Raw genomic sequence first — 24,835 nt, 5'->3', positions numbered from 1 at the left:
AACGCCGGTCACTTCACCGCACCGCCCACCGATCGAGAGGCACGTCATGAACGGCACCCCCGCTGCGGCGGACGCGTCCGCCGTGGGCGCCTGGGAGGAGCTCGTCACCACGGCCCTGCTCGGTACCGACCGGCGCCCGCCGACCGGTGGCGGGCCGGGACGGGAGGCTCCGGTGGCGCTGCTGGACGCGGCGGCCGTGGAGACCGTACGGCGACGGGCCGGACTGCGTCCGGCCACAGCGGCCCGGCGGCCGGAACCGGCTCCCGAGGACCCTCGCCCGGCGCCGGCCGCCCCGGCGGTCCGCAGGCTGGCGATGCTGCTGGCGGACCGCCCCGGCACCGGCGGGGGCGGCCGCCGGGGCACCTCGCCCGACCTCATGGAGCTGCTGCCCCAGTGGCTCGCGGCGGCGAACGCTCACGGGTACGCGCCGCCCCCGCAGATGCTGCCCGCGCTGCTGGACGCGGCCCGGGGACGTACGGACCTGCGCCCCGCGGTGCTGGCGTTCGCCGGACCGCGGGCGCTGTGGCTGGCCCGGCTCAACCCGGACTGGCGGTTCGCCCTGCGCGCGGCACCCGGCGGCGGCGCGGCCCTGCCGGACCTCGACGACGCCGGCGAGGTGGGACGGCTCTGGGAGGAGGGGCTGTTCGCCGAGCGGGTCGCGCTGCTCGCGGCGATACGGGCGCGCAGGCCGGCGGTCGCGCGCGAGCTGCTGGCGGGGACCTGGGCGACGGAGCGGGCGGAGGACCGGCTGATGTTCCTCGACTCGCTGCGCACGGGGCTCACCGCCGAGGACGAGCCCTTCCTGGAGCAGGCCCTGGCCGACCGCAGCCGCAACGTGCGGGCGACGGCCGCCGAGTTGCTGTCGGCACTGCCCGGTTCGGCGCTCGCCGCGCGGATGGCGGTGCGGGCCGGGGCGTGCGTGGCCGTCGATCGCACCCGGGACACGGCAACGCTCGTGGTGGAAGCGCCACTTGAGTGCGACACGAGTATGGAACGAGACGGTGTCGTGTCCAGACCTCCTACGGGTAGAGGAGAGCGATCATGGTGGCTGGGTCAGTTGGTGGAGGCGGCACCGCTCGGCGTCTGGTCGGCACGGCTCGGCGGGCGCACGCCCCAGGAGATCGTGGCGCTGCCGGTCGCGGACGACTGGCAGGGCGAACTGCACGCGGCCTGGTGCCGCGCGGCGGTGCGACAGCGGGACGCGGAGTGGTCCCGCGCGCTGCTCGGCCCGCCGTCGGCGCCCGAGGCGGGCGGCCCCGGAGCGGTCTCCCTGGCAGAGCGGGCCAAGCTGCTGGGCACGCTGGACGCGGCGGAACGGGCTGCCTGGGTGGCCGGGTTCATCGCGACGCACGGACTGTCCGAGGCGTTCCAGCTGCTCGGGGTGTGCGCGGTGCCCTGGGCCGCGCCGCTGGGGCGGTCCGTGGTGGACGCCCTGGAGATCGCGCGGGACGCGGGGAGTTATCCATGGAGCTTCAGTGGCGTGATGGGCCTGGCCGAGCGGTGCCTGGACCCGGCGGAGGCCTCGCGGCTGGACGGGCTGCTGGCGGTGCCGGACGAGCCGGAGGACGCGTCGCCGGGGGCCGGAGGGTACTGGGCGGAGGCGTTCCAGCGGCTCGTCACCACGTTGCGGCTGCGCGCGGCGATGGCCGACGAGCTGCGCTACGCCTCCGCGGGCTGACGCGCGTTCTCCCGCACCCACTCGACGATCGAAGCGGTGGTCGCCCCGGGCGTGAAGATCTCCGCTACGCCCTTCTCCTTCAGGGGCGCGATGTCCGCCTCGGGGATGATGCCGCCGCCGAAGACCAGGATGTCCTCGGCCTCGCGCTCCTTGAGGAGGTCGATGACCGCCGCGAAGAGGGTGTTGTGGGCCCCGGACAGGATGGACAGACCGATCGCGTCGGCGTCCTCCTGGATCGCCGTGTCGACGATCTGTTCCGGCGTCTGGTGGAGGCCCGTGTAGATGACCTCCATGCCGGCGTCGCGCAGGGCCCGCGCGATCACCTTGGCGCCGCGGTCGTGGCCGTCGAGCCCCGGCTTGGCCACCACCACGCGGATCGGACCGGCTGCCACACCCATCGCTGCCTCCATGAAGCGAGAAGTGAACGAACGTTATCCACAGCATCCCGCAACCGCCAGTTTCACGGCACCGACCGAGGGGGAAATCACACGGTGGGACACGTTCGGGAGCCGCGGCGTGGTCCACGGCGTCAGGAAGGACGCGTCGGGCACGTAGGGCAGGACGCCGCGGGCGCCGCACGCCTCACGCGTCCCACGTCGGCCTCCGCCACGCCGTCGGCCACGTTCCCCACGGCATCCCATGAGGGCACACGGGGGGCGACGCCGTCCTCCGGCGTGCCGACAGGAGGCCGGCCATGAAGGTCACCAGGGCACTGGACCCCGTACTCCCGCTCTGCCGCCGTCTCGTGCCGGACAGGGTGGCGGGACTGTCCCTGGCCCTCCTGAAGGCGACCGCCCTGGAGGCCGCGATCCTCGCGGGGCACCTCCTGCTGTACCCGACCGGCGTGGTCCAGGAGCGCCGCTCCCCGGTCGTGCCGGCACAGGGCGGCGGCGCCAAGCTGCCCGTCCAGGAGCGGCCCCCGGTCGTCCTGCTGCACGGCTTCGTCGACAACCGTTCGGTCTTCGTACTGCTGCGCCGCAGTCTCCTGCGGCACGGCAGGCAGCGGGTCCTGTCGCTCAACTACTCGCCGCTGACCCGGGACATCCGGGTCGCGGCGGAGTTGCTGGGCCGGCACATAGAGGAGGTCTGCGAGCGGACCGGCAGCCCCCGGGTCGATGTGGTGGGCCACAGCCTCGGCGGACTGATCGCGCGCTACTACGTGCAGCGGCTCGGCGGTGACCACCGGGTCCGTACGCTTGTGACGCTGGGCAGTCCGCACGGCGGCACCCGGGTCGCACCGCTGGCGAACGCGCACCCGATCGTGCGCCAGATGCGTCCGGACTCGGAGCTGATCGAGGAGCTCACGCGCCCGGCACCCGGCTGCCGCACGTATTTCGTGAGCTTCTGGAGCGACCTCGACTCCTTGATGGACCCGTTGGAGACCGCCCGCATCGATCACCCCGACCTGATGGTGATGAACGTGCCGGTGACCGGGATCGGGCATCTCGCCCTGCCGGTGCACCCGGCCGTCGCGACCGGGATACGGGAGGCCCTCGACAGCGAGCAGCCGGTGGCGGGGGCCGAGAGGAGCCGGAACGGCCTCACGGTCGCTTCTTGATCCGGTCCTGCCCCAGGACGCCGGGCGAGGGTGCCGGGTGGTGCGACAGCCGCCCGGCACGGCCCGTTCACCCTTCCGGACGGCTCGTTCGCCCTGAGGAGAGCCGTTCAACGTCGAACATTCTTCGAACACAAAGCCAAACCCGCGTCCATCGTCCGGTGAAACACGGCCGAATGCCCGTTTCCTGCGAGCCTGAAACCGGCCGAAGATTGTCGCGCCCGCGTACCGCCGGGTACAGTCGCCGCACTGCTCTGCCAGCCCCTGTTGTCGAGGCGAAAGAGAAGTTGGTGAACGACCGTGACCCGTCGGGGGCAATGACCACCCCGGCTCCGGCTTCCGACGCCGCCTCGGGGCACTACGCGACCCACGGCGGCCAGGAAACCCAGTACGGCGACTTCACCACGTACGACGGGTACGGCGCCACCGGTTTGCAGACCGGCACCCACACCACCGCGGCCTTCGAGTCGGACCCGCTCTTCGGCAGCCTCCCGGGCCAGGACCACACCACCGGCGCGTACGACACCACGCAATGGGCGGCCGGCGGCCACCAGAGCGGGCCCTACGACCCGTACACCGGCCAGAACCAGGCCACTTACGACTCCGGTGCCTACGACTCCGGCTCCTACGACGCCACCGCCTGGACCACCGGTCACCAGCATCTGGTCGGCATCCCGCACCAGGCCACCTCCCCCGACGTCAGCGGCCAGTGGGACGCGGGCGCCTGGCTCCAGCCCGAGCAGTCCGCCACGGCCGGCGCCGGTCTCACCCAGCAGTGGGAGTGGGGCACCCAGGCCTTCGACACCGGCGCGTACGACGCCACGCAGTGGAACTCCGACGGCACCGCCGCGGCCAACGAGCCGGAGCAGCAGCCCGAATCCTTCGAGCAGCCCTTCGACCAGCAGGCGACCGCCACCTTCGAGCAGCTTCCGTACCAGGAGGCCGCCGAGGAGCCCCTCGCCGAGGACGGCGATCCGGCCGCCACCGGCGAACTGCCCACCGTCGCCCCGCTGCTCGACGGCCAGGAAGAGATCGCCCCGACCCCGCCCCGGCCGGGTTCCCGCAGCGCGGCCCGTTCCCGCCGCAAGAGTCCCCCCAAGCGTTCCGCGCTGCTGACCGTCGCCGTGCCCTCGGTGTGCGTGATGGGAGTGGCGGGAATCGCCGCCGCCTCCGTCGGCAGCCTGACCGACGACGGGGGCAAGGACACCACGGCCACCGCTTCGGACGCCCACGCGGTGAAACCGTCCGTCGCCAACAGCAAGCTGGACAGCCAGCTCAGAACCCTCTCCGCGGGCGCCGACGACTTCGCGGACCGGGCCAGCCGGACCCAGGAACGCATCGACCTCAAGGCCCAGCAGGAAGCCCAGAAGAAGCAGGCGATCGCGGAGGCCGCCCGCAAGGAGCGGCTGCGCCCCAAGTACGTCCTGCCGGTCACACAGAAAGGGCTCAGCGCCTATTTCGGCCAGGCGGGCGTGAACTGGATGTCGGTGCACACCGGCATCGACTTCCCCGTCTCGTACGGCACGCCGGTGATGGCGGCGACCGACGGCACCGTGACGACGAAGTGGAACAGTGCCTACGGCAACATGCTGATCCTGACGGCGAAGGACGGCACGCAGACCTGGTACTGCCACCTCTCCAGGTACCAGGTTCCCTCCGGGACGACCGTCAAAGCCGGTCAGCAGATCGCGTACTCCGGAAACTCCGGCAACTCCACCGGCCCGCACCTGCACTTCGAGGTCCGGCCGGCCGGCGGAGCGCCCATAGACCCGCTGCCGTGGCTGCGCAGCCACGGACTGGACCCGACGTAGGCTCCCGGGGGCCCGGCCCCCGGAACCCTGACGCTCCTACAGCTTCTCCACCGGCGCGTAGCGCAGCAGCAGCCGCTTCGGCTTGGTGTCTCCGAAGTCGATCGTCGCCTCGGCGTTGGCACCCGTGCCCTTCACCGCCACCACGGTGCCGAGCCCGAACTGGTCGTGCGTCACCCGGTCCCCGACGGACAGGGCGACCACCGGCTTCTCCGAGGTGCGGCGCGTGGCGAAGCCGGAAGCGCCGGCCGCCGAGGAGCGCGAGCGGGACGACGACAGCGAGGCCGCCACGCCGGACGCCGGCCCGGAGGACATCGGGGCCGCCGCTCCCTTGCGCTTCCAGTCCACATGGGTGGGCGGGATCTCCTCCAGGAAGCGGGAGGGCGGGTTGTACGACGGCTGGCCCCACGCGCTGCGCATCGCCGAACGGGTCAGATACAGCCGCTCCCGCGCGCGCGTGATGCCGACGTACGCCAGGCGCCGCTCCTCCTCCAGTTCCTTGGTCTGGCCGAGGGCGCGCATGTGCGGGAAGACGCCGTCCTCCATGCCGGTCAGGAACACCACCGGGAACTCCAGGCCCTTGGCGGTGTGCAGGGTCATCAGCGTGATGACGCCGTCGCCGTCCTCCTCGTCGGGGATCTGGTCGGAGTCGGCGACCAGGGCGACCTGCTCCAGGAAGTCGGACAACCCCACCGACTCGCCCTCGCCGCGTTCCTGCTCGAATTCGAGCGCCACGGCCGCGAGTTCCTGGAGGTTCTCGATGCGGGTCTCGTCCTGCGGGTCGGTGGAGGCCTGCAACTCGGCCAGGTACCCGGTGCGTTCGAGGACGGCTTCCAGGACGGTCGCCGGGCCCGCGCCGGACTCGACGATCGTACGGAGTTCCTCCATCAGCACGTTGAACCGCTTCACCGCGTTCGTCGACCGCGCCGCCATGCCGTACGCCTCGTCGACCCGCTTCAGCGCCTGCGGGAAGCTGATCTTCTCCCGCTGGGAGAGGGCGTCGATCATCGCCTCCGCGCGCTCGCCGATGCCTCGCTTGGGCACGTTGAGGATGCGGCGCAGCGGCACCGAGTCCTCCGGGTTGGCCAGCACCCGCAGGTAGGCCAGGACGTCCCGGACCTCCTTGCGCTCGTAGAAGCGGACACCGCCGACGACCTTGTAGGGCAGGCCGACGCGGATGAAGACCTCTTCGAAGACTCGGGACTGGGCGTTGGTGCGGTAGAAGACCGCGACGTCCCCCGCCTTGGCCTCGCCGGCGTCCGTGAGGCGGTCTATCTCGTCGGCGACGAACTGCGCCTCGTCGTGCTCGGTGTCGGCCACGTACCCCGTGATGCGGGCGCCCGTGCCGGCGTTGGTCCACAGGTTCTTGGGGCGGCGGGACTCGTTGCGCTCGATGACCGCGTTGGCCGCGGAGAGGATCGTCTGCGTGGAGCGGTAGTTCTGCTCCAGCAGGATCGTCGTCGCGTCCGGGTAGTCCTCCTCGAACTGGAGGATGTTGCGGATGGTCGCGCCGCGGAAGGCGTAGATCGACTGGTCGGCGTCACCCACCACGCACAGTTCGGCGGGCTGGAGGTCGTCCGGGCCGGGCGGCACGTCCACCGGGTGCTCGGCGGTGCCGACGAGCTCGCGCACGAGGGCGTACTGGGCGTGGTTGGTGTCCTGGTACTCGTCGACGAGGACGTGGCGGAAGCGGCGGCGGTAGTGCTCGGCGACGTCCGGGAAGGCGCGGAGCAGGTTGACCGTCGTCATGATCAGGTCGTCGAAGTCGAGGGCGTTGGCCTCGCGCAGCCGCGACTGGTAGAGGGCGTAGGCCTGGGCGAGGGTCTTCTCGAAGCCGTCGGTCGCCTGGGCGGCGAAGTCCTCCTCGTCGATCAGCTCGTTCTTCAGGTTGGAGATCTTGGCGCTGAAGGACTTGGGCGGGAAGCGCTTCGGGTCGAGGTCCAGGTCACGGCAGACCAGGGCCATCAGGCGCTTGGAATCGGCGGCGTCGTAGATCGAGAACGACGACGTGAAGCCGAGCTTCTTGCTCTCCCGGCGCAGGATGCGTACGCACGCGCTGTGGAAGGTCATCACCCACATCGCGTTCGCGCGCGGGCCGACGAGCTGCTCGACGCGCTCCTTCATCTCGCCGGCGGCCTTGTTGGTGAAGGTGATCGCCAGGATCTGACCGGGGTGGACGCCCCGCTCGCCGAGCAGGTGGGCGATGCGGTGGGTGAGCACACGGGTCTTGCCGGAGCCGGCGCCGGCCACGATGAGCAGCGGGGAGCCGGAGTGGACGACGGCGGCGCGCTGGTTCTCGTTCAGCCCCTCCAGGAGCGCGGCCGCGTCGACGGCCGGGCGGGGGGCGCCGTCCCGGTAGTACTCGTCCCGCTCCGGCGGCACGTCGAACTTCCCGCCGAACAGATCGTCCGGAACCGGTTCCGGAGCGTGATCGTCCTCGGGCGGCGGCGGGGGCTCCTCCCCATGCCCGCGAGGGGCCTGGAGGTCCGCCAGGAAGCTGTCGTCAAAGAGGCTGCTCATCGCTCTCCGAGTCTAGGGCGCCCCACCGACAACCGGCCGCCGCCCCGGGAAGACGACCGGTCCTCCCGTCACTCACGGTCCGGAGCGACACCGTCACCCGGACGAAAATACTTACGTAAATCACAAGATGTATCGGGCATAACGTGCACCAACCTTCACATGAGCCACACGAGTTGGCTACCGTGCCTGGCAGGCCGCACGACCCCCACCGGCGAACGTCGCCGGGCCGCGCGGCCTCCGTCGAGTCCGGCACGCGCCCCCACGCCAGCCGGAGCCGGGGACCCACACCGAGACCTGGGGTGAATCGGTCCGTACTCCCGCAAGGACGAGGACCGTAGGGCAACCCTTCCGAACCACCCGCCCGAACCCGACAGCTAACCCGGTAGGCGGAACACTGGAAGGAGTCGCCTCCGTTGGCGTCGCACCGCAAGCGTTCCCCGGGTACGGGAGTCGCGGGCATCCGCAAGCCCGCCCTCGCCACCGCCGCCCTCACCTCCGTGGCCCTGCTCTCCCAGCCGGCCGACGCCGCCCCCTCCGCCCCCGCCGCCGACGGCAGGCCGAGCCTGGAGGAGGTCGAGAAGAAGGTCGACTCCCTCTACCGCCAGGCGGAGTCGGCGACCGACAAGTACAACGCCGCCAAGGAGAACACCGGCAAGCAGCGCAGACGGGTCGACACCCTCCTCGACGAGGTCGCCAAGCGCACGGAGAAGCTCAACAAGGCACGCGAGAAGCTGGGCTCGTTCGCCGCGGCCCAGTACCGGACCGGGTCCGCCGCCCCCGACACCGCCACCTTCCTGCTCGCGGACACCCCGCAGGACTACTTCGACCAGACCCAGCTGATGAACCGGCTGACCTCCCGGCAGAAGGGCGCGGTCGACGACTACGTCACCGAGCAGTCCGCGACGATGAGGAAGCGGCAGGAGGCCACGGCGAGCCTCGAGACGCTGACCGAGTCGCAGAACGAGCTGCACACCGCCAAGGCCACCGTCCAGAAGAAGCTCGCCACCGCGCGCGAGCTGCTGTCCACGCTGACGGCCCGGGAGAAGGCCCGGCTCGCGGCGATCGAGAAGCAGAAGCAGGAGGAGGCCGCGCGCAAGGCGGCGGAGCTCGCGAAGCAGCAGGCGGCCGAGCGGGCGGCCGAGCAGGACACCGGCGCCGCCGCGTCCCCCTCGACGTCTCCCTCCCCAGCCCCTTCGACGTCCCCTTCGACGTCCACGGGTTCGTCGTCCTCGTACGCCACCAAGGCGGCGAAGGCGATCGAGTTCGCCCGCGCGCAGATAGGCAAGCCGTACGTCTGGGGCGCCACCGGCCCCGGCTCCTACGACTGCTCCGGCCTGACCCAGGCCGCCTGGAGGGCCGCCGGCGTCAGCCTGCCGCGCACCACCTACGACCAGGTCGACGCCGGCACGACGGTCTCCCTCGCCGACGCCCAGCCCGGTGATCTGATCTTCTTCTACGACGACATCAGCCACGTCGGCATCTACATCGGCAACGGCATGATGATCCACGCCCCCAAGCCGGGCGCCTACGTCCGCGAGGAGTCGATCTACTACGACGGCGAATCGATCATCCACAGCGTGGTGCGACCGGCCTGAACCACCGGGCTCCTAGCATCGGCCCCATGCCCGGCACCTCCTCACCCCTGCCCCTGCGCGCTTGGTGGGCCCGGCGGTCACCGGCGGGCGGTGCCGCCGTGATGGCGACGGGGATCGTGTCGGTGGGGCTGCTGCTCGCGGGCCACGCGGTGCTGTCACGGGTCGCCCTCGGGGTGGCGTGTGCCGCCTGGCTGGGGTTCGCGGCGGCCTTCGCCGCCCGGCTGGTGTTCGAACGGGAGCGGTGGGCGGCGGAGGCGGAGACGCCGGGTGCGCTCACCGCCGTCGCCGGCACCGCGGTTCTGGGAACCCGGTTCTCGCTGCTCGGCCGGCAGGTCCTGGCCGAGGCGCTGCTCGCGCTGGCGGCCGCGCTCTGGCCCGTACTGCTCGCCCCCGTCGTACGGCACTGGGGGCGGCGCATGCCGGGGACGGCGTTCATGGGCTGCGTGGCCACACAGGCGCTCGCCGTTTCGGCGGCCGTGCTGGCCGACGCGACGTCGACGGCGTGGCTCGCGCACACGGCACTGGTGCTCTTCTGGCTGGGACTGCTGGTCTACGCGCTGGCCCTGGCCCGGTTCGATCCGCGGCAGGTGGTCGAGGGCGCCGGGGACCAGTGGATCGCGGGCGGCGCGCTCGCCATCTCGGCGCTGGCCGGGGCGCGGCTGATCGCCGCCGACAGCCCGCACCTGTATCTGTGGAGCGACGACGACCGGGACGTCCTGCGCACCCTGACCGTCGCACTGCTCGTACTGGACCTGGCCTGTTACGCCGTCCTGCTGTTCGCGGAGGCGGTCCGCCCCCGGCCGGGCTACGACGTGCGCCGCTGGTCGACGGTGTTCCCGATGGGGATGACGGCGGCCGCCACGCTGTCCGTCGGCGCCACCGTGGGCATCCCGTGGCTGCGGGGCCCAGGCGTGGTGCTGGTGTGGATCTCGGTCGCCGCGTGGCTCGCGACCGTCGTCGGCGCGATCACGTCCACAGCACGGCGATGAAGATGTTCGCCATGGTGAGCAGGCCCACCAGCCCGAAGAGCCCCTTGTCCACCCGCTCCTCGTCCCGCTTCACGTAGACGAGCCCGAGGATCACGATCAGCAGCGCCAGCTTGACGCCGATCTTGATGGTGTTGACGTGGTGGTCGTCGGCCTGGTTGAGCCCGACCAGGATCACACCGGTGACCAGCATGGTGAGGGCGCCGTGCAGCATGCCGGGGACGAAGCGGGCCTCGCCCCGGCCCATCGCCTTCATCTGGGTCAGGAAGCCGCCGAGGAGCGCGGCGATACCGATGATGTGCAGGCCGACGAAAAGATGGATGAGTACGTCCATGAGGCCGGAGCCTAACCATCCGCATAAATGCGCCTCATAGCACCCCACGGCTCCCGCCTGCCCCGTAAACCGCCACATCGGTCAGCGCACCGTCCAAGTCGGCAGCTGTGCGCCGGGAGCGCGGTCATCGGCGTACATCCGGCGGTCCTGTCGGGTCAGTTACGCACAATGCGTTACCAAGCCGTCACAGCCCGGTTTAGCGTCCTCCACCAGGTGACCGGCTCCCCACCGCCGCCCGGGCCAGGGGCGGCAGTCGGACACCACCGCCGAGAAGGTCCGGCGGCGGCCCCGCGCGGGTCGTCGCCGGACGCGTGAACCGCTCCCCACGGGCGGGTCGGCGGTCGTACGAGAGGACGTGAACGGTCCAGGTGTCAGCGCACCGCAAGCCCAGACAGCGCCCGCTCAGCAGCAACACCGCCCGGACGGCGGCCACCATCGCCCTGGCGGGCGCGGCGACCGCGGCGGGCTTCGACGGAACCGGACACGCGGCACCGCAGCTCACACCGGCCCAGGTCCGGGCCAGGGTGGACAAGCTGTACCAGCAGGCGGAGGCCGCCACCGAGAAGTACAACGGCGTGAAGGAGAAGGCCGACACGGCCCAGCAGCGGCTGAACACACTGCGGGACGAGGCCGCCCGCAAGCAGCAGAAGCTGAACACGGCCCGCGAGGCGCTCGGTTCGATCGCCACGGCGCAGTACCGCGGCGGCGGAATCGACCCCACGCTGCAGTTGGCATTGTCCGACGACCCCGACCAGTACCTGGAGGGCGCCGAGTTCGCCGAACGCGCCGGCGACCGGCAGGCGCAGGCGGTCACACGGGTACGCAAGCACCTGCGGGAGATCGAGCAACTGCGCGGCGCCGCCCACGTGGAGTTGGCCTCCCTCAGGTCCAGCCAGGCCGAGCTGAAGCGGCGGAAGAAGACCGTGACGGCGAAACTGGAGGAGGCCCGGCGGCTGCTGTCCCGTCTGTCCCCGCGGGACCGTATGCCGACCCCCGCCGAGCACGCCTCGCGCCCGACCCCGCACACCCGGGCCGCCAACTCACGGGCCGCGGCGGCCGTCGCGTACGCCTACCAGAAACTCGGCAGCCCCTACGTATGGGGCGCGACCGGCCCGAACGCCTTCGACTGCTCGGGCCTGGCCCAGGCCGCCTACCGCTCCGCCGGCATCTCCCTGCCCCGCACGACGTACGCACAGATCAACGCGGGCCGCCGTGTCTCACGGTCGGAACTCGCCCCGGGGGACCTGGTGTTCTTCTACTCCGGTATCAGCCATGTCGGCATCTACGTCGGCAACGGCCAGATGATCCACGCCCCGAACCCGTCCGCGCCGGTGCGGTTGGCACCTGTCGACGAGATGCCGTTCGCGGGGGCTACTCGGGTGGCGTGAGGTCCGCCGAGGCGATGAACGCGGTCCAGGCGGGACCGTTGACGGTGAAGCGGGGGCCGTTGGGGCCGAGCTTCGATTCCCGGACATGGATGGTGTGGGGGCAAGGGGCGACTTCCAGGCACTTGCCGCCCTGGCTGTCGCTGTAGCTGGACTTGTCCCAGTCGAGGGCCACCTCCAGACATGCACCTCCCTGGCTGTCGCTGTAGCTGGACCGCTACATCACCCGAACGGCAGAACCTGGACGGACACGTCCGGTGACGGACGCCAACGACACGCTCCCGACGCCGGGCAAGGCATCCCCGGACGACGAGTCGGGCCGCGGCCTCGCCCTGGTGGCGGCGCCGGAGGACGACTGGGGCGCGGCCATCAGGGAGCGGGGAGTCGGCAAGGAGGTGTTGTGCGAACTCGTGATCACCCCTCGCCCGTAGTCGGTCAGTTCGGGGACACCCCGAGGAATCGCAGCACGGCGAGGACGCGTCGGTGGTCGGCGTCGGCGGCGGGCAGGTCGAGCTTGGCGAAGATGTTGTTGATGTGCTTGGCGACTGCGCTGTCGCTGACCACCAGGGCCTCGGCGATCCCGGCGTTGGAGCGCCCCTCGGCCATCAGTGCCAGCACTTCCCGTTCACGCGGAGTCAGCCCCTCCAACGGGTCGCTGTGGCGGCGCAGCAGCAACTGGGCGATGACCTCGGGATCCAGTGCCGTGCCGCCGTCCGCGACCCGCCGTACCGCGGCGATGAACTCCTCCACGTCGGCGACGCGTTGCTTGAGCAGGTAGCCGACCCCGTTGGTGTGGGCGGTCAGCAGATCGGCCGCGTACCGCTCCTCCACGTACTGCGAGAGCAGAACCACCGCCGTCCGGGGCCACTGGCGGCGGATCACCAGCGCGGCCCGCACTCCCTCGTCGGTGAATCCCGGTGGCATCCGGACGTCGACCAGGGCGAGTACGGGCCGGTGCTGCTCGTCGTATAGGCGAACGCCGGCGGGAGTTCCTCCACCGGCACCGCCCAGGCCCACCCGTAGACGGTGGCGCCCGCCACCGCCACGGCCCATGCCGCGAGCACCAGCATTTCCAGAGCCGCCAGCAACGGCCCGAGGAGGAGGTGGTATCCGACCTGCCGCCAGGTCTGGGCCGAGGACAGCCACCGCAGGGCACGCTTCGGCCACCGTCGTTGCGGCGTCGGTGTCGGCGTCAGCCGGGGGACGTCCACACCGAGGAACGCTCGATAACGGTGTCGTTGCACGACGGTGAGCGTCGGGACGCCGACGAGGAACAGCACGAACGGCATCGGGACCACGCCCCAGTCGTTCGCCTCCATGACGGAGGTCACGCCCCAGCTCCATAAGGGCACCAGGGCAAGGTGCAGCGGAATCCCGGCTGCCACGAAGCCGGTGTCCCGTCGCGCTCGAAGAAGAGCGCGTCGCAGCGTCCGGGAGTTCCTCATGGCTCGACGGTAGATCGCCAGGTGACGGACATGCCATGCACCGGCCATCCGGATCGATGGTGAAGCCAGCACCACCCCCAAGTCGGACCTTCGCGTTACCGACGCGCGCGCCCACCACCGGAAGGCTGGGCCAGGTCAGGCACATGAGCCCGCATCAGAGAGGAGACGCGACCCCATGGCCCTCGTCGAAGTCGGCGGTCTGCGGCGCTACGGACGCGCCCACGGCTCCCCGTCGCGGACGCGTCCTTTTCATACACCGCTCGCCGTTGACAGGGGCACGCGGTGGCCCGGCATCGCGTTGATCGGGTGCGGTCTCGCGATGCTGCCCTGGCTGCTGGTGCTGGGGGCCGCGCTGCCCGCCACTCCCCGCGTCCCGCACTGGTCGGCCGCATGGGTGGGGCTGGATGCGCTGGAGGCCCTGGGCCTCACCGCCACCGGGGTACTGCTGCTGCGCCGGAACCCTCGGCGCGCGCTCGCCGCGGCGGCGACCGCCGCATTGCTGATCGTCGACGCCTGGTTCGACATCGTCACCTCTGCCCCCGGAGCCGAACTCGCCGCAGCGATCGCGATGGCCGCCGTCGCCGAACTACCGATGGCGGCCGTGTGCGTCGTGCTGGCCACCGCTTCGTGCCGCCCCGGCTTCCCCGGCCGCGATCGTCCGCCCCACCATCGCCGACCCGATGTCACTGCGGGTGCTGCCACCACGCCCCCGCCCACACCTCTGGAGGAGACCACGATGACCGAGCGCCCCCCGAAACCGACGGAGCACCCCGAGCCCGCCGAGCGCCCTGAAGGCCACAGCGAGAACGCGATCGTGGACCTGTTCGTGGAACGGTTCGGGGACCGGATCGACGATCGCGTCGCCGCGTCGTTCGACGAGGTGTGCGCCGAACGGCTGGCGGAGCCCGGCCCTCTTCAGCGAGCTGTGGCCCGCGACCGAAGGGCGGATCTCAGGGTCCTGTTGCTCTCGCTGATCCTCGGCACCGTCGCAACAACCTTCGCTCCCGGCGGGACCACCGCACTGCTCATCTCCTGGGCCGGACTGGTGGTCCTCAACCTCGCCTACCTCTTCCGCCCACGCTGACTGCGTCGCCCACCAGTCAGCCGGCCAGCACTGCCGCGAGGCCCTCTTGCAGGTCCTTGACGAAATACTCGGGGACCTCCAGCGACGGGAAATGTCCCCCGGCTTCAGGCGCCCTCCATCGGACGATCCGCCGGAACCGCTCCTGTGCCCAGGCGCGGGGACACTTCTCGATGTCGCGGGGGTACACACTGATCGCCGACGGGACGTCGACCCGGAGTTCGGGGTCGAGCGAGTTGTGGCTTTCGTAGTAGATGCGGGCTGACGATGCGCCGGTCCGCGTCAGCCAGTACAGGGTGACGTCGTCGAGAACGCGGTCTGTGGAAATCGTCTCGAACGGGCTGTCCTCGGTGTCCGTCCACTCCGCGAACTTGTCGAGGATCCAGGCAAGCAGCCCGACCGGTGAGTCGACGAGCGAGTATCCGATGGTCTGCGGCCGGGTCGCCTGCTGCTTCGCGTACGCCGCGTGGTGGCGCCAGAAGTCGCGGGTTTCCTCGGTCCATTTGCGCTCGGCCGCCGTCAGCCCGTCGGTTGTCAGCCCGGGCGGTGCCTGCGCGGTCGTTGTGTGGATGCCGAGCACGTGCTCAGGGAACCTGCCGCCGAGGACCGTGGTGATCACACCGCCCCAGTCGCCGCCGTGGGCCAGGAACTTGCCGTAGCCGAGCCTCCCCATCAGCTCCACCCAGGCGGCCGCGATCTTTTCGATTCCCCACCCGGTGGTGACCGGCTTGTCGCTGAAGCCGAAGCCCGGCAGCGACGGGACCACGACGTGGAACGCCGGCGCGTCCGCATCCTTCGGATCCGCCAGGTCGTCCACTACATCGATGAACTCGGCGATGCTGCCCGGCCAGCCGTGCGTCAAGATCAGAGGAGTGGCATCCGCACGCGCGGATCGGCGGTGCAGGAAGTGGATTCCCAGACCGTCAACGGTCGTGCGGTACTGGCCGATCCGGTTGAGGCGCGCTTCGAACGACCGCCAGTCGTACCCGGTGCGCCAGTAGTGCACGACCTCCTCGAGGTCGGCAAGAGGAACGCCCTGTTCCCATCGGCGAGGGTCAGGCGCGGCGCGGTGGACCGTCTCGGCTTCCGGCAGTCGTGCTGCGGCCAGTCGCGCGCGCAGGTCGTCGAGGTCGGTGTCGGTTGCGTGCGCCTCAAAAGCCTGCACGTCGTTGGGCTGACGGTTCATGAAATGCCCCCGCCGGGATGAGCGGCCGCAGCGTCGGTGACGCACCAGTGCGTGGACATGAGACCTCCTGGTCGTCGGTGGAACCGGCTAAGACGGTTCTAACACGCACCACTGTCGGCTTACAACCGGCTAAGGTGGTTCCATGAGTGCTCGGTTCCCTGACTTCCGTCTCGGCAAGGTGCTGGCGACCAGCTTCACGGGGACCCGGTCAGAGCGTCATGGCGACGCCGTGGAGCGCATCCCCACGCCGAACCGACTCGTCGACTGGCTGGCGGTGAGCGGCCTCGCCGTGGAGTCCTGCACCCCCGCCCAGCTCGAACGCGCTTGGGAGCTGAGGGAATCGATCCACGCCGCCGCGACAGCGGCCGCGCGCCAAGACCCCCTCCCTGAGCCCGCTGTCCAGGTCATCAATGACTGCAGCGCTCAGGGTCGGGCCGCGGCCATCCTGACGCCCGAGGGCACTCGGCAATGGCGGCTCAGCTCGGCTTCCGCCGTGGAGGATGCCCTGGGCGTCATCGCCGCCGACGCGATCAGCATCCTCGCGGGCGAACGAGACGGAAAACTGGCCCTCTGCGCATCGCCAACCTGCCAAGCCGCCTTCTTCGACACCAGTCAGAGCCGCACCCGCAGATGGTGCGACATGAACACGTGCGGGAACCGTCAGAAGAAGGCGCGCTTCCATGCCAACCATCGCGAAAACGCCAGATCAGCAAAGTAATCGCGTCGCCTTCAGCACCCCGAACACCTAGTCCAGCGCATCCGGTGCGACCTACGGCACATCCAGTACCGCAGCGAACTCATGGACGGCTGCCTCGCCGAGACCGGCCTGACAATCAGAGCCACCTGAGCAACCCGGCCACCTCACGAGTTCGACCTCAGTGCTGCAGGGCGACCGCGAGTGCCTCGGCCAGGGTCACGGGCGGGCGGCCGATCAGGCGGCGCAAGTCGCCGGAGTCGGTGTACATCTCGCCGCGGTTCATGCCGCGGTCAGCGTCGGCGAGGACCTCCGCCAGCTCGGCGGGCAGGCCCGCGGCGGCCAGTACCTGAGCGAAGTCGGTCACCGGGAGGTCAGCGTAGGTGACCTGCTTTCCGGCCGCAGCGGAGATCGCGGCGGCGAGCTCGGTCAGGGTGAAGGATTCGTCGCCGCCGAGCTCGTACACGGCGCCGATGTGGCCTTCAGCAGTGAGGACGACCGCTGCGGCCTCGGCGTAGTCGGCGCGGGACGCTGCACTGATCCGCCCCTCGCCCGCGGCGCCGACGACGGCGCCGTTCTGCAGGATCTGCGGCAGTTGGCTGGTGTAGTTCTCCAGGTACCAGCCGTTGCGCAGCAGCACGCTGGGGATTTTGCGGTCCCGCAGATACTTCTCGGTCTCGCCGTGCGTGGCGCCGATGACGGTGGTGGCCGTGTCCGCGTGCGTCGTGCTCGTGTACGCCACCAGCGACACACCTGCGGACGCCGCGGCGTCGATCACGCGGCGGTGGTTGGCGACCCGCTCGCCCACGGGGACCGAGGCCGAGATCAGCAGCAGCCTGTCCGCCCCCGTGAATGCCTCGGCCAGGCTGTCAGTGTCCGAGAAGTCGGCACGGCGTACTGTGATGCCTCGGTCGGCCAGGTCCTTGATCCTTGCGATGTCACGGCCGGTCGCGATGATGTCCGCGGCCGGGATGCCGCGCCGCAGCAGCGCCTCGATGGTGAGCCTGCCCAGCTGGCCGGTGGCTCCAGTGACGACGATCGGCATGTTGGTCATTCCTTCCTTCCGCGCGTGCCTCGCACGCTTGCTGCGGTCCATCCGCGGCGGGATGGAACCCAGAATGACCTGGACACTCTCTGCCAGGAAGTAGCCACTTCTTGGTACGGTACTTACCAGAGTGAAAGCATTGAGGTGAACCGTATGGCTGCTGTCGAGAACGTGACCGGGCCCATACCTTCGTTCGATCCGTACGACCGCGGCTGCCCGTCGCGGGACCTGCTCGACCAGATCGGCAGCAAGTGGGCGGTCCTCGTGCTCGGAGAACTCGGCCGGAACGGGCCCTCCCGGTTCAGCCGGCTCCGGCAGGCTCTGGCGGGCGTGAGCGAGAAGATGCTCACCCAGACGCTGCGCACCCTCGAACGCGACGGGCTGATCAGCCGGACCGTCTACCCAGAGGTGCCGCCGCACGTGGAGTACGAGCTGACCGCGCTCGGCCAGACGCTGCGGGAACCGCTGAAGGCGCTCACGGAATGGTCCGTGCTGCACATCGAAGAAGTCATCACCGCCCGCGAAGAGTACGACGGCCGCACCCGGTAATCGGCGGCGACCGACGGTCTGCGTTGGCACCGAAGACCCCGATCACCGGATAGATCCCCAGCTACTTGCCGTCAGAGAGCCGGACCGTTCGCGCAGCGTCGGGTCCCTCGCCGGGTGGAACGACGAAGGACAGCTCCTGCTCGTCGCGCAGTGACCGTACGTTCGCCGTACGAAAACGCAGCAGCATGACGAGCCCTCCTCCCGTCGGCCGCAGCGTAACGGTGTGATCGTCGGCATGCCTACCGGACGCTCACACCAGCCGACGCGCCGTAGCCCAACGCGTCAGCTCATGACGGTTGGACAGCTGGAGCTTCCTCAGGACGGCCGACACATGGGACTCGACCGTCTTGACGGAGATGAACAGCTGCTTGGCGATCTCCTTGTAGGCGTAGCCGCGGGCGATGAGGCGCAGGACCTCCCGTTCGCGCTGGGTGAGGCGGTCGAGGTCCTCGTCGACCGGCGGGGCGTCGGTGGAGGCGAAGGCGTCGAGGACGAAGCCGGCCAGCCGGGGGGAGAAGACCGCGTCGCCGTCCTGGACCCGGAAGACGGAGTCGACGAGGTCCGTGCCGGTGATCGTCTTGGTGACGTACCCGCGGGCGCCGCCGCGGATCACGCCGATCACGTCCTCCGCCGCGTCCGAGACGGACAGGGCGAGGAAGCGGACCGGCCGCTCGGCGTCGGCCATCAACGGGGCGCAGCGGCGCAGCACTTCGACCCCGCCGCCGCCGGGGAGGTGGACGTCGAGGAGGACCACCTCGGGCCGGGTCGCCGTGATCACGGTGACCGCCTGGTCGACGTCGGCGGCCTCGCCGACGACCTCGACGCCGGTCTCCTCGGTCCGGCCGATCTCGGCCTGGACGCCCGTACGGAACATACGGTGGTCGTCGACGAGGACCACGCGCACCCGGCGCTCCCCCGCCGCCGCCCCCGCTGTGTCGTTCGCCTCGGTCGCGTCGCTCATGACGTGTTCTCCGCCCTCTCCATCTCCAGCTCGACCTCCGTGCCGCCGTCCGGCACCGCCCGCAGCCGGGCCGTGCCGCCGTTGCGCTCCATGCGGCCGATGATCGATTCTCTGACACCCATGCGGTCGGCGGGTATCGAATCGAGGTCGAAGCCCGGGCCGCGGTCACGGACGGACACGAACACCGTCCTGCCCTCGACTTCCGCGTAGACCTGCACGGCGCCGCCCTCGCCACCGTACTTGGCGGCGTTCACCATCGCTTCACGCCCGGCCTGCATCTGGGCGCCGATCCGTTCGTCGAGCGGGCAGTCGCCGACCACGACGACCTCGATGGGGACGCCGTGCTTGTCCTCCACCTCGGCGGCGTTGCGCTTCACCGCCTCGGCGAGGGTCGCCGGTTCGTCGGCCTCGTCCTTGCCGTTGCCCTCGGGCTTGTACAGCCAGGCGCGCAGGTCGCGCTCCTGGGCGCGGGCCAGGCGGCGCACCTCGCCCACGTTCTCCGCGTTGCGCTGGATCAGGGTCAGGGTGTGCAGCACCGAGTCGTGGACGTGCGCGGCGACCTCGGCGCGCTCCTGCGCGCGGATGCGCATCAGCCGCTCCTCGGAGAGGTCCTGGGTCATGCGGACGAGGTAGGGGCCGGCGAGCAGGGTTATGCCGACGAGGACCGCGAGGGCGGCCTGCAGTACGGAGCCGAGGTGGGCGGCGGAGCCCTGCAGCACGAACATGCCGGAGACGCCGGCGGTGACGAGCAGGACGCCCGCGACCGCGCGCAGGAGGGTGAGGGTGCGGCGCCGTCTGCCGACCTCGACCCAGCGGGCCCGGCGGGCGTTGTCGGCCTGCCGCCAGACGAGGGCGACGCCCGCGCCGACGAGGACCGCGGGGATGAGATACGCCTGGGCGGCGCTGCCGAGGTTGACGCTGCCGACGAAGACCACGGCCACGACGACCATGAGCAGCAGGGCGACGATCTGCCCCCGGTCCGGTCTGCGGGTGACGAGCCTGCGGCGGCCGTCCGGCGCCGTCTCCGAACTGACCAGGGACGGCGGCTTCTGGCCGCCGACACCGCCGACGCCGAGCGGGACGAAGAACCAGAACGCCGCGTACAGCAGCGCGCCGAGGCCGTCGGCCAGGAACAGGCCCGCGAAGACGAGCCGCACCCAGATCACGGGCAGCCCGAGGTGCCCGGCGAGGCCCCGCGCCACACCACCGAGCCAGCGGCCGTCGCTGCTGCGGTAGAGCTTGCGCAGGGGCCGCGGGTCGTCGAGTGGCACTGCTGCGGCTTCCGGCATGCCAACGATGGTCACACGGCCCAAGCAGCGGGGCATCAGGGTCCAGCCCCGAGACAGCCCTGATCTTCGGAAAACCGGACGTCGAACAGGTCCCGGGCGGCGTCTCAGGGCCGATCTCAGGGTTCGTCCAGGGTCGTACCGACTGCCGCCGCGGCGCCCCGGCCGTCACCATGGACACATGACGGATCACCACCACGCCGCGACGGGTCCGGGACCCGGCCCCGGCCCGCGCCCCAGCCGGGGCACCGGGCCGACGGATGCCGCGCCCGCCGCGACCGAGGCCCCCGGCCGGTTCCGCCGGGACCGGCGGCACAAGATGATCGCGGGCGTGTGCGCGGGACTCGGGCGGCACACCGGCATGGACCCCGTGATCTTCCGGATCACGCTGGCGGTGCTGGCCGCGTCCGGCGGGATCGGGCTCATCTTCTACGGTTTCGCCTGGCTCTTCGTGCCCTACGAGGACGACGGGGAGAACGAGGTCCGCAAGCTCCTGACCGGCCGCGTGGACGGGCAGGCCCTGGCCGCCGTGCTGTTCGCGCTGGTCGGGTGCGGGGTCTTCCTGACCATGCTGAAGAACGGCGGGGTGCTCACCTTCGCGGCGGTCCTCTCCCTCCTTCTCGCAGGTGCCGGGTACTGGTCGCAGCGGCGCGACGCCATCGACCCCGATCCGCTGGCCGCGCAGGCCGTCGCCGACGCCCCTCCGGAGGCCCAGGCCCCGCCCGTCGCCGCCTCCTATCCGTCGTGGTGGCGCGACCCGATCGTCAAGGACGGCACGCACGTCGGCGGCACCGGCTATCTGTGGGGGCCCGGTGACGCGCGCGACCGGGACGTCGCGGCGGCGGTCAACATCGGCCGCGGCAACACCTGGAGCGCCTATGAAGGCATACGTGACGGGCGCACCGCGCCCGCCAGGCCGCGCGGCCCCCGCTGGATCGGCGGCTGGGTCTTCCTGCTGGCGCTGCTGGCCGGGGGCCTGGGTACCGGCGCGACATGGCAGGACCACCCGCTCGCCGTCAGCCTGCAGACCGGGCTGGCCTGCGCGCTGGCCGTCACCGGTCTCGGTATCGCGGTCAGCGCGTTCCTGGGGCGCACGGGAGCCGGCTCGGTTTTCCTGGCGATCGTGACTGCGGCCTTGCTGGTCGGCGCGGCGGCGCTGCCCAGGAACATCACCACGCACTGGATACGCACGTCATGGACGCCGGCCACCGCGAGCGACGTGCGGCCCGGCTACGACCTCGGCACGGGCAGGGGCACCCTGGACCTGCGCCGGGTGCGCCCGGGCAAGGAGCGGACGGTGAAGACGGAGGCCGACGTCGGCGCAGGACAACTGAAGGTGATCGCCCCCACGGACGCGACCGTGAGGATGAGCATCGATGTGGGTGTGGGCGACATCCGGTTGCCGGGGGACGACAGGAAGGACGTGGACGTGAAGCCGGGCAGGCACAAGGAAGTGACGCTGCCGCCGAAGGCAGGCGGCAAGAACACCGGCACACTCGACATCGACGTCCACGTGGGCGTGGGACAGGTGGAGGTCACCCGTGCTGCGTCATGAGGTCGAGCCGGGGAAGCTGGTCGCGGGACTCTTCCTCACCGTCGTGGGCGTGATGTACGCCGGTGACGCTGGCGGAGCCTGGGACACCCCGTGGTTCGCGGGCATACCCGTCATCGTGGTCGGACTGTTCCTGGCGGGCGCGGTGTCCGTCCTGACGCGGGCGATACGCGGCCGCGGCGGCACTCCGGACACGGCGGAGATCCCCGGGAGCGAGATCCTCTAGCGGAAGTCCTCGGTGCGCTGTCGTCGCCTCGCGCGCAGGAGCGCGTCCAGGGAGAGGTACGGGGCGCCGGCAAGGACGAGGGGCAGCCAGGCCATCAGGTAGGCGAGGTCATTGCCGTAGTAGTACGGGTCGGAGGCCCAGCTCATCGTCAGCCACAGGCTGAGCGAGATCAGCGCGCCGCCGAGTGCGGCGAGACGGGTGAGCAGGCCGATCAGGGTGCCGATGCCGACGGCCAGTTCACCGAGGGCGATGCCGCAGCCGAAGCCGACGGGATTCTTCAGGGCCAGGTCGACCAGGGCCGGGATGGCCGAGGAGTCGCGGACGGAGCGCATGGTGTCGCCGATGGAGCCGGCACCGCCGGACTTCATGAAGGCACTGTTGGTGAGTTTGTCGAGGCCGGCGTAGATGAACGTGACGCCGAGGAAGACCCGCAGCGGAAGGAGTGCGTAATAGGTGGCGGCATCCCGCCAGTCCCGGCCACCGCCCTCACGATAGGAGCTCCGCGTGTCCGTTCGCATGCCGTGAGTCATCACCCTAGCCGCCTCTCGCCCGCCGTGCCGAGCCCTCACTAGGACGATACGTACGACAGGTCGACGCAGTTCATCCCGCCTGCCACGTTTTGCCGATTTCTCAGGAGTCGGAGCGGCCGGGCCCTGTCATTCGGCCACCTCGACCACGCACCGGTTGGTCGCCACCCCGGCGGCCGTCACGATCTGGACCTCCACCGAGCCGGGCTCGACCTCGGCCGGAACGGGGACGGTCAGCACGGTGTCCGTGGGGTTGCTGAAGCCGCCGGAGACCGGGACGAGGGGGACGTGGACATTGACCGCGCCGATGCGGACCACCATCCGGGAGAGACGGTCGGCGCTCTGGGCGCCGGGTGGGACGAAGCCGGTGCCGCGGATCTCGATGTCGTCGCCGGTGCGGATCGGGCCGTCCAGGTCGCCGGCCTCACGGGCGCGGACCACGGAGTGGATGACCGGACGGCCGCCTTCCGCGTATTTGCCGGCCAGGTAGGTCGCCGCCGACACCAGCACCACGACCGCCAGCCCCCACGGCAGGTCGGGCAGCTGGTCGGGGCGGCGGGCGAGCCGTACGGCGGTGAACAGCAGGGCGACGGCGTTGATGACGACGTACTGGATGTCGGCGAAGTTGCCTCGCCCGGCGTCGTCGGTGAGCAGATCGGCCGCGCGCGGCCGGTGGGCACGTACCTTCTGCAGCCGCTGCGCCGCGACCCGTGTGCCGACCACCCGCCGGACCAGCATCGCGATCACGCACACCACGGCGAGCACGGTCACCACGCCCGCTCCCCGCGCGAGGCCGAGGCCGGAGATCAGCATGTCGCGTTCGGCGTGTCCGGAGGCGGCGGCCAGCCGGCCGGCCAGGACCAGTACGGCGTAGGCCAGGAACAGCACCCAGACGGCCGCCACGGTACGGGAGGTGGACATCCGGTGGTCCTCGCCGATGACCGGGGCCAGCACCCCGCCGCGGGCCCGGTGGAACCAGGACGCGGCGGTCAGCGCGCCGGCCGTCACCAGCGCGGCGAGCAGTCCGGCGGTGCGGGAGCTCGTCCAGCCCACGCCGATCGCGGTCAGCGACTGGGTCAGCAACAGCAGCACGACGGCCGTCCACACCGCGCAGGCGGTGCGCACCCAGAGCCGGGCCAGCCAGACCCCGCCCTCCGCCCGGCCGCGCTCGGCGACCGCCTCGGCGGACTGCGTCAGTTCCTCGGAGACCCACTGCCGGGACGCCGAGGCGGAGTGGGCCACCGCCGGCGGCAGTCCCTGCCCGGCCGCGAACTCGTCGCGTTTCAGCAGGAAGGCGGCGACGGCCCGCCGGTGCCCTTCGCGCGCCCCGTGCGGACAGTCCCCGCAGGCGCAGCCGCCCGCGTGCACGCCCGTGTCCGTGCCCTGCCCAGCCTGCTGCACCGCCACGCCCGACGTCCGCCTTCCCCACGACCCCCGGCCCGGCCGGCACCGCCCTTCGCGGGCCCGGCCGTCGCCGTGGAACTCCCCGGTGACAAAAGCGAATTGTGCCCTAGTCGGCGCCGTCCGCGACCGGCTTGCGTGGTCATGCCGGGTGAAGCCGGCCCTACGGTGTTGACCCGGTCGTCCGGCTGCCGGGTCCTAGTCGAGAAGGTCGGGTTCGCTGCGGCTGATGTCCTGCCACAGGGGCTGGTAGTTGATCCAGGCGACGAGGTCGCCGCCGAGTTGCTCACGGGTGGCCACCGCGAGCTTGTGGTCGATGAGAAGCGGACGGCCCGCCGCCTTCGCCATCAGCTGCACCTGGCAGGACCGCTCCATGGAGAGGAACCACCAGGCCGCCGCGTCCACCGAGTCGCCGACGGTCAGCAGTCCGTGGTTGCGCAGTACGAGCGCCTTGCGGCTGCCCAGGGCGGTCGCGATACGCCGGCCCTCCTCGGCGTCGACCGCGACGCCCGTGTACGCGTTGTACAGGGCGTGGTCCTCGTAGAAGGCGCAGCTCTCCTGGGTGATCGGGTCGAGCAGGTCGCCGAGGGCGGACAGGGCCCGGCCGTGCACCGAGTGGCAGTGGGCGACCGCGACGACGTCCGGGCGGGCGGCGTGCACCTGGGCGTGGACGGTGAAGGCGGCCTGGTTGACGTGGTAGCGGCCCTCTATGACCTGCCCGTCCTGGTTGGCCAGTACGAGGTCGCTGACGGTGACGTGCTTGAACGGCAGACCGAACGGGTTCACCCAGAAGCAGTCGGTGAACTCCGGGTCGCGTGCGGTGATGTGCCCGGAGACCCCGTCCTCGAATCCGGACCGCCCGAAGAGGCGCAGCGCGCCCGCGAGCCGTTCCTTGCGGTGCCGGCGTTCGTCCTCGACCGAGTCGTGCATGGGCGGCATCGCGAACCGCAGCTGGTCGGTGGGCAGCGGCAGAGGTGGGGTGGGCCCGTGCATTGGTCCTCCAGCACTGGGTTTGCTTACG

Annotated in this window: 25 protein-coding genes, 2 pseudogenes and 1 riboswitch; of the genes and pseudogenes, 13 read left to right on the top strand and 14 right to left on the bottom strand. The window is 71.0% G+C overall.

Annotation, left to right across the window (positions count from 1 at the left end):
* Positions 1 to 46: 46 nt before the first annotated feature.
* Entirely contained in the window at positions 47 to 1,678 is a 1,632-nt protein-coding gene (locus tag ACFY0F_RS10820) for a DUF5691 domain-containing protein (protein WP_388791720.1), read from the top strand.
* Here ACFY0F_RS10820 and ACFY0F_RS10815 read toward each other — a convergent pair.
* Complete coding sequence (locus tag ACFY0F_RS10815; protein ID WP_388791718.1) at positions 1,660 to 2,076, bottom strand: cobalamin B12-binding domain-containing protein; 417 nt, start codon at positions 2,074 to 2,076, stop codon at positions 1,660 to 1,662. The two genes, ACFY0F_RS10820 and ACFY0F_RS10815, sit on opposite strands and share 19 nt — an antisense overlap.
* Before the next feature lie 296 nt (positions 2,077 to 2,372).
* On the opposite strand from ACFY0F_RS10815, the gene ACFY0F_RS10810 reads away from it, so the two are divergent.
* A complete protein-coding gene (locus ACFY0F_RS10810; RefSeq protein ID WP_388791716.1) occupies positions 2,373 to 3,236 on the top strand; it encodes an esterase/lipase family protein in 864 nt (287 codons plus the stop codon).
* 287 nt (positions 3,237 to 3,523) lie between these two features.
* Complete coding sequence (locus ACFY0F_RS10805; protein ID WP_388791714.1) at positions 3,524 to 5,044, top strand: peptidoglycan DD-metalloendopeptidase family protein; 1,521 nt, start codon at positions 3,524 to 3,526, stop codon at positions 5,042 to 5,044.
* 36 nt (positions 5,045 to 5,080) lie between these two features.
* On the opposite strand, the gene pcrA is transcribed toward ACFY0F_RS10805, so the two are convergent.
* Positions 5,081 to 7,561: a DNA helicase PcrA gene (pcrA, locus tag ACFY0F_RS10800; RefSeq protein ID WP_388791712.1), complete on the bottom strand. Its 2,481-nt coding sequence runs from the start codon at positions 7,559 to 7,561 to the stop codon at positions 5,081 to 5,083.
* Positions 7,562 to 7,805: 244 nt separating this feature from the next.
* Positions 7,806 to 7,967: riboswitch (cyclic di-AMP (ydaO/yuaA leader) on the top strand.
* A 7-nt stretch (positions 7,968 to 7,974) separates the two neighbouring features.
* Here pcrA and ACFY0F_RS10795 point away from each other — a divergent pair.
* Complete coding sequence (locus tag ACFY0F_RS10795; RefSeq protein WP_388791710.1) at positions 7,975 to 9,156, top strand: NlpC/P60 family protein; 1,182 nt, start codon at positions 7,975 to 7,977, stop codon at positions 9,154 to 9,156.
* 26 nt (positions 9,157 to 9,182) lie between these two features.
* The gene (locus ACFY0F_RS10790; RefSeq protein WP_388791708.1) at positions 9,183 to 10,145 is read left to right on the top strand and encodes a tellurite resistance/C4-dicarboxylate transporter family protein; all 963 of its coding nucleotides are present in this window, start codon (positions 9,183 to 9,185) and stop codon (positions 10,143 to 10,145) included.
* Here ACFY0F_RS10790 and ACFY0F_RS10785 read toward each other — a convergent pair.
* Positions 10,123 to 10,476, bottom strand: a complete 354-nt coding sequence (locus ACFY0F_RS10785) for a hypothetical protein (RefSeq protein WP_388791706.1) — start codon at positions 10,474 to 10,476, stop codon at positions 10,123 to 10,125. The two genes, ACFY0F_RS10790 and ACFY0F_RS10785, sit on opposite strands and share 23 nt — an antisense overlap.
* 368 nt (positions 10,477 to 10,844) lie before the next feature.
* On the opposite strand from ACFY0F_RS10785, the gene ACFY0F_RS10780 reads away from it, so the two are divergent.
* Complete coding sequence (locus ACFY0F_RS10780; RefSeq protein ID WP_388791704.1) at positions 10,845 to 11,864, top strand: NlpC/P60 family protein; 1,020 nt, start codon at positions 10,845 to 10,847, stop codon at positions 11,862 to 11,864.
* On the opposite strand, the gene ACFY0F_RS10775 is transcribed toward ACFY0F_RS10780, so the two are convergent.
* Complete coding sequence (locus ACFY0F_RS10775; RefSeq protein ID WP_388791702.1) at positions 11,848 to 12,036, bottom strand: DUF397 domain-containing protein; 189 nt, start codon at positions 12,034 to 12,036, stop codon at positions 11,848 to 11,850. The two genes, ACFY0F_RS10780 and ACFY0F_RS10775, sit on opposite strands and share 17 nt — an antisense overlap.
* A gap of 82 nt (positions 12,037 to 12,118) precedes the next feature.
* On the opposite strand from ACFY0F_RS10775, the gene ACFY0F_RS10770 reads away from it, so the two are divergent.
* Positions 12,119 to 12,292: a hypothetical protein gene (locus ACFY0F_RS10770; RefSeq protein ID WP_388791700.1), complete on the top strand. Its 174-nt coding sequence runs from the start codon at positions 12,119 to 12,121 to the stop codon at positions 12,290 to 12,292.
* A 4-nt stretch (positions 12,293 to 12,296) separates the two neighbouring features.
* On the opposite strand, the gene ACFY0F_RS10765 is transcribed toward ACFY0F_RS10770, so the two are convergent.
* Both ACFY0F_RS10765 and ACFY0F_RS10760 read right to left on the bottom strand, forming a co-directional pair.
* Positions 12,297 to 12,914, bottom strand: a complete 618-nt coding sequence (locus ACFY0F_RS10765; protein WP_388791698.1) for a LuxR C-terminal-related transcriptional regulator — start codon at positions 12,912 to 12,914, stop codon at positions 12,297 to 12,299.
* A gap of 11 nt (positions 12,915 to 12,925) precedes the next feature.
* Positions 12,926 to 13,150 (bottom strand): annotated as a pseudogene (locus ACFY0F_RS10760) (sensor domain-containing protein); the annotation flags it as partial.
* 331 nt (positions 13,151 to 13,481) lie between these two features.
* On the opposite strand from ACFY0F_RS10760, the gene ACFY0F_RS10755 reads away from it, so the two are divergent.
* Complete coding sequence (locus ACFY0F_RS10755; protein WP_388791696.1) at positions 13,482 to 14,390, top strand: hypothetical protein; 909 nt, start codon at positions 13,482 to 13,484, stop codon at positions 14,388 to 14,390.
* Between the two features lie 16 nt (positions 14,391 to 14,406).
* Here the strand turns inward: ACFY0F_RS10755 and ACFY0F_RS10750 are convergent, their stop codons facing one another.
* Positions 14,407 to 15,573, bottom strand: a complete 1,167-nt coding sequence (locus ACFY0F_RS10750; RefSeq protein WP_388791694.1) for an epoxide hydrolase family protein — start codon at positions 15,571 to 15,573, stop codon at positions 14,407 to 14,409.
* A gap of 142 nt (positions 15,574 to 15,715) precedes the next feature.
* Between ACFY0F_RS10750 and ACFY0F_RS10745 the strand changes: the two genes are divergently transcribed.
* The gene (locus ACFY0F_RS10745) at positions 15,716 to 16,291 is read left to right on the top strand and encodes a CGNR zinc finger domain-containing protein (RefSeq protein ID WP_388791692.1); all 576 of its coding nucleotides are present in this window, start codon (positions 15,716 to 15,718) and stop codon (positions 16,289 to 16,291) included.
* A gap of 18 nt (positions 16,292 to 16,309) precedes the next feature.
* Positions 16,310 to 16,420 (top strand): annotated as a pseudogene (locus ACFY0F_RS10740) (transposase); the annotation flags it as partial.
* A 28-nt stretch (positions 16,421 to 16,448) separates the two neighbouring features.
* On the opposite strand, the gene ACFY0F_RS10735 reads toward ACFY0F_RS10740, so the two are convergent.
* Entirely contained in the window at positions 16,449 to 17,321 is an 873-nt protein-coding gene (locus ACFY0F_RS10735) for an SDR family oxidoreductase (protein ID WP_388791690.1), read from the bottom strand.
* A 144-nt stretch (positions 17,322 to 17,465) separates the two neighbouring features.
* Here ACFY0F_RS10735 and ACFY0F_RS10730 point away from each other — a divergent pair, with 144 nt between their 5' ends.
* Positions 17,466 to 17,861 carry a winged helix-turn-helix transcriptional regulator gene (locus tag ACFY0F_RS10730; protein WP_388791688.1) on the top strand — a complete coding sequence of 132 codons (396 nt, stop codon included), beginning with the start codon at positions 17,466 to 17,468 and terminating at the stop codon, positions 17,859 to 17,861.
* Positions 17,862 to 17,922: 61 nt separating this feature from the next.
* Here ACFY0F_RS10730 and ACFY0F_RS10725 read toward each other — a convergent pair whose 3' ends face one another.
* The 3 genes from ACFY0F_RS10725 to ACFY0F_RS10715 all read right to left on the bottom strand — a co-directional run bounded on the left by ACFY0F_RS10725 (position 17,923) and on the right by ACFY0F_RS10715 (position 20,111).
* Positions 17,923 to 18,048, bottom strand: a complete 126-nt coding sequence (locus ACFY0F_RS10725) for a hypothetical protein (RefSeq protein WP_388791686.1) — start codon at positions 18,046 to 18,048, stop codon at positions 17,923 to 17,925.
* A gap of 63 nt (positions 18,049 to 18,111) precedes the next feature.
* Positions 18,112 to 18,822, bottom strand: coding sequence for a LuxR C-terminal-related transcriptional regulator (locus tag ACFY0F_RS10720; protein WP_388791684.1), 711 nt, complete (start codon positions 18,820 to 18,822; stop codon positions 18,112 to 18,114).
* Positions 18,819 to 20,111: a PspC domain-containing protein gene (locus tag ACFY0F_RS10715; RefSeq protein ID WP_388791682.1), complete on the bottom strand. Its 1,293-nt coding sequence runs from the start codon at positions 20,109 to 20,111 to the stop codon at positions 18,819 to 18,821. The genes ACFY0F_RS10720 and ACFY0F_RS10715 overlap by 4 nt, the downstream gene beginning before the upstream one ends.
* A 178-nt stretch (positions 20,112 to 20,289) precedes the next feature.
* Between ACFY0F_RS10715 and ACFY0F_RS10710 the strand changes: the two genes are divergently transcribed.
* Both ACFY0F_RS10710 and ACFY0F_RS10705 read left to right on the top strand, forming a co-directional pair.
* The gene (locus ACFY0F_RS10710; RefSeq protein WP_388791680.1) at positions 20,290 to 21,663 is read left to right on the top strand and encodes a PspC domain-containing protein; all 1,374 of its coding nucleotides are present in this window, start codon (positions 20,290 to 20,292) and stop codon (positions 21,661 to 21,663) included.
* Complete coding sequence (locus ACFY0F_RS10705) at positions 21,650 to 21,886, top strand: hypothetical protein (RefSeq protein ID WP_388791678.1); 237 nt, start codon at positions 21,650 to 21,652, stop codon at positions 21,884 to 21,886. The genes ACFY0F_RS10710 and ACFY0F_RS10705 overlap by 14 nt, the downstream gene beginning before the upstream one ends.
* Here ACFY0F_RS10705 and ACFY0F_RS10700 read toward each other — a convergent pair.
* From ACFY0F_RS10700 to ACFY0F_RS10690, 3 genes are all read right to left on the bottom strand, one after another.
* Entirely contained in the window at positions 21,883 to 22,416 is a 534-nt protein-coding gene (locus tag ACFY0F_RS10700; RefSeq protein WP_388791676.1) for a DoxX family protein, read from the bottom strand. The genes ACFY0F_RS10705 and ACFY0F_RS10700 overlap by 4 nt on opposite strands.
* A gap of 126 nt (positions 22,417 to 22,542) precedes the next feature.
* A complete protein-coding gene (locus tag ACFY0F_RS10695) occupies positions 22,543 to 23,820 on the bottom strand; it encodes an IPT/TIG domain-containing protein (RefSeq protein WP_388791674.1) in 1,278 nt (425 codons plus the stop codon).
* A gap of 192 nt (positions 23,821 to 24,012) precedes the next feature.
* The gene (locus ACFY0F_RS10690) at positions 24,013 to 24,807 is read right to left on the bottom strand and encodes a class II aldolase/adducin family protein (protein WP_388791672.1); all 795 of its coding nucleotides are present in this window, start codon (positions 24,805 to 24,807) and stop codon (positions 24,013 to 24,015) included.
* Positions 24,808 to 24,835: the final 28 nt, after the last annotated feature.

Source organism: Streptomyces sp. NPDC001544 (assembly GCF_042894285.1).
GTDB lineage: Bacteria > Actinomycetota > Actinomycetes > Streptomycetales > Streptomycetaceae > Streptomyces.
The sequence above is the reverse complement of the archived record's forward strand: the minus strand, read 5'-3'. Positions and strand labels throughout refer to the sequence as shown.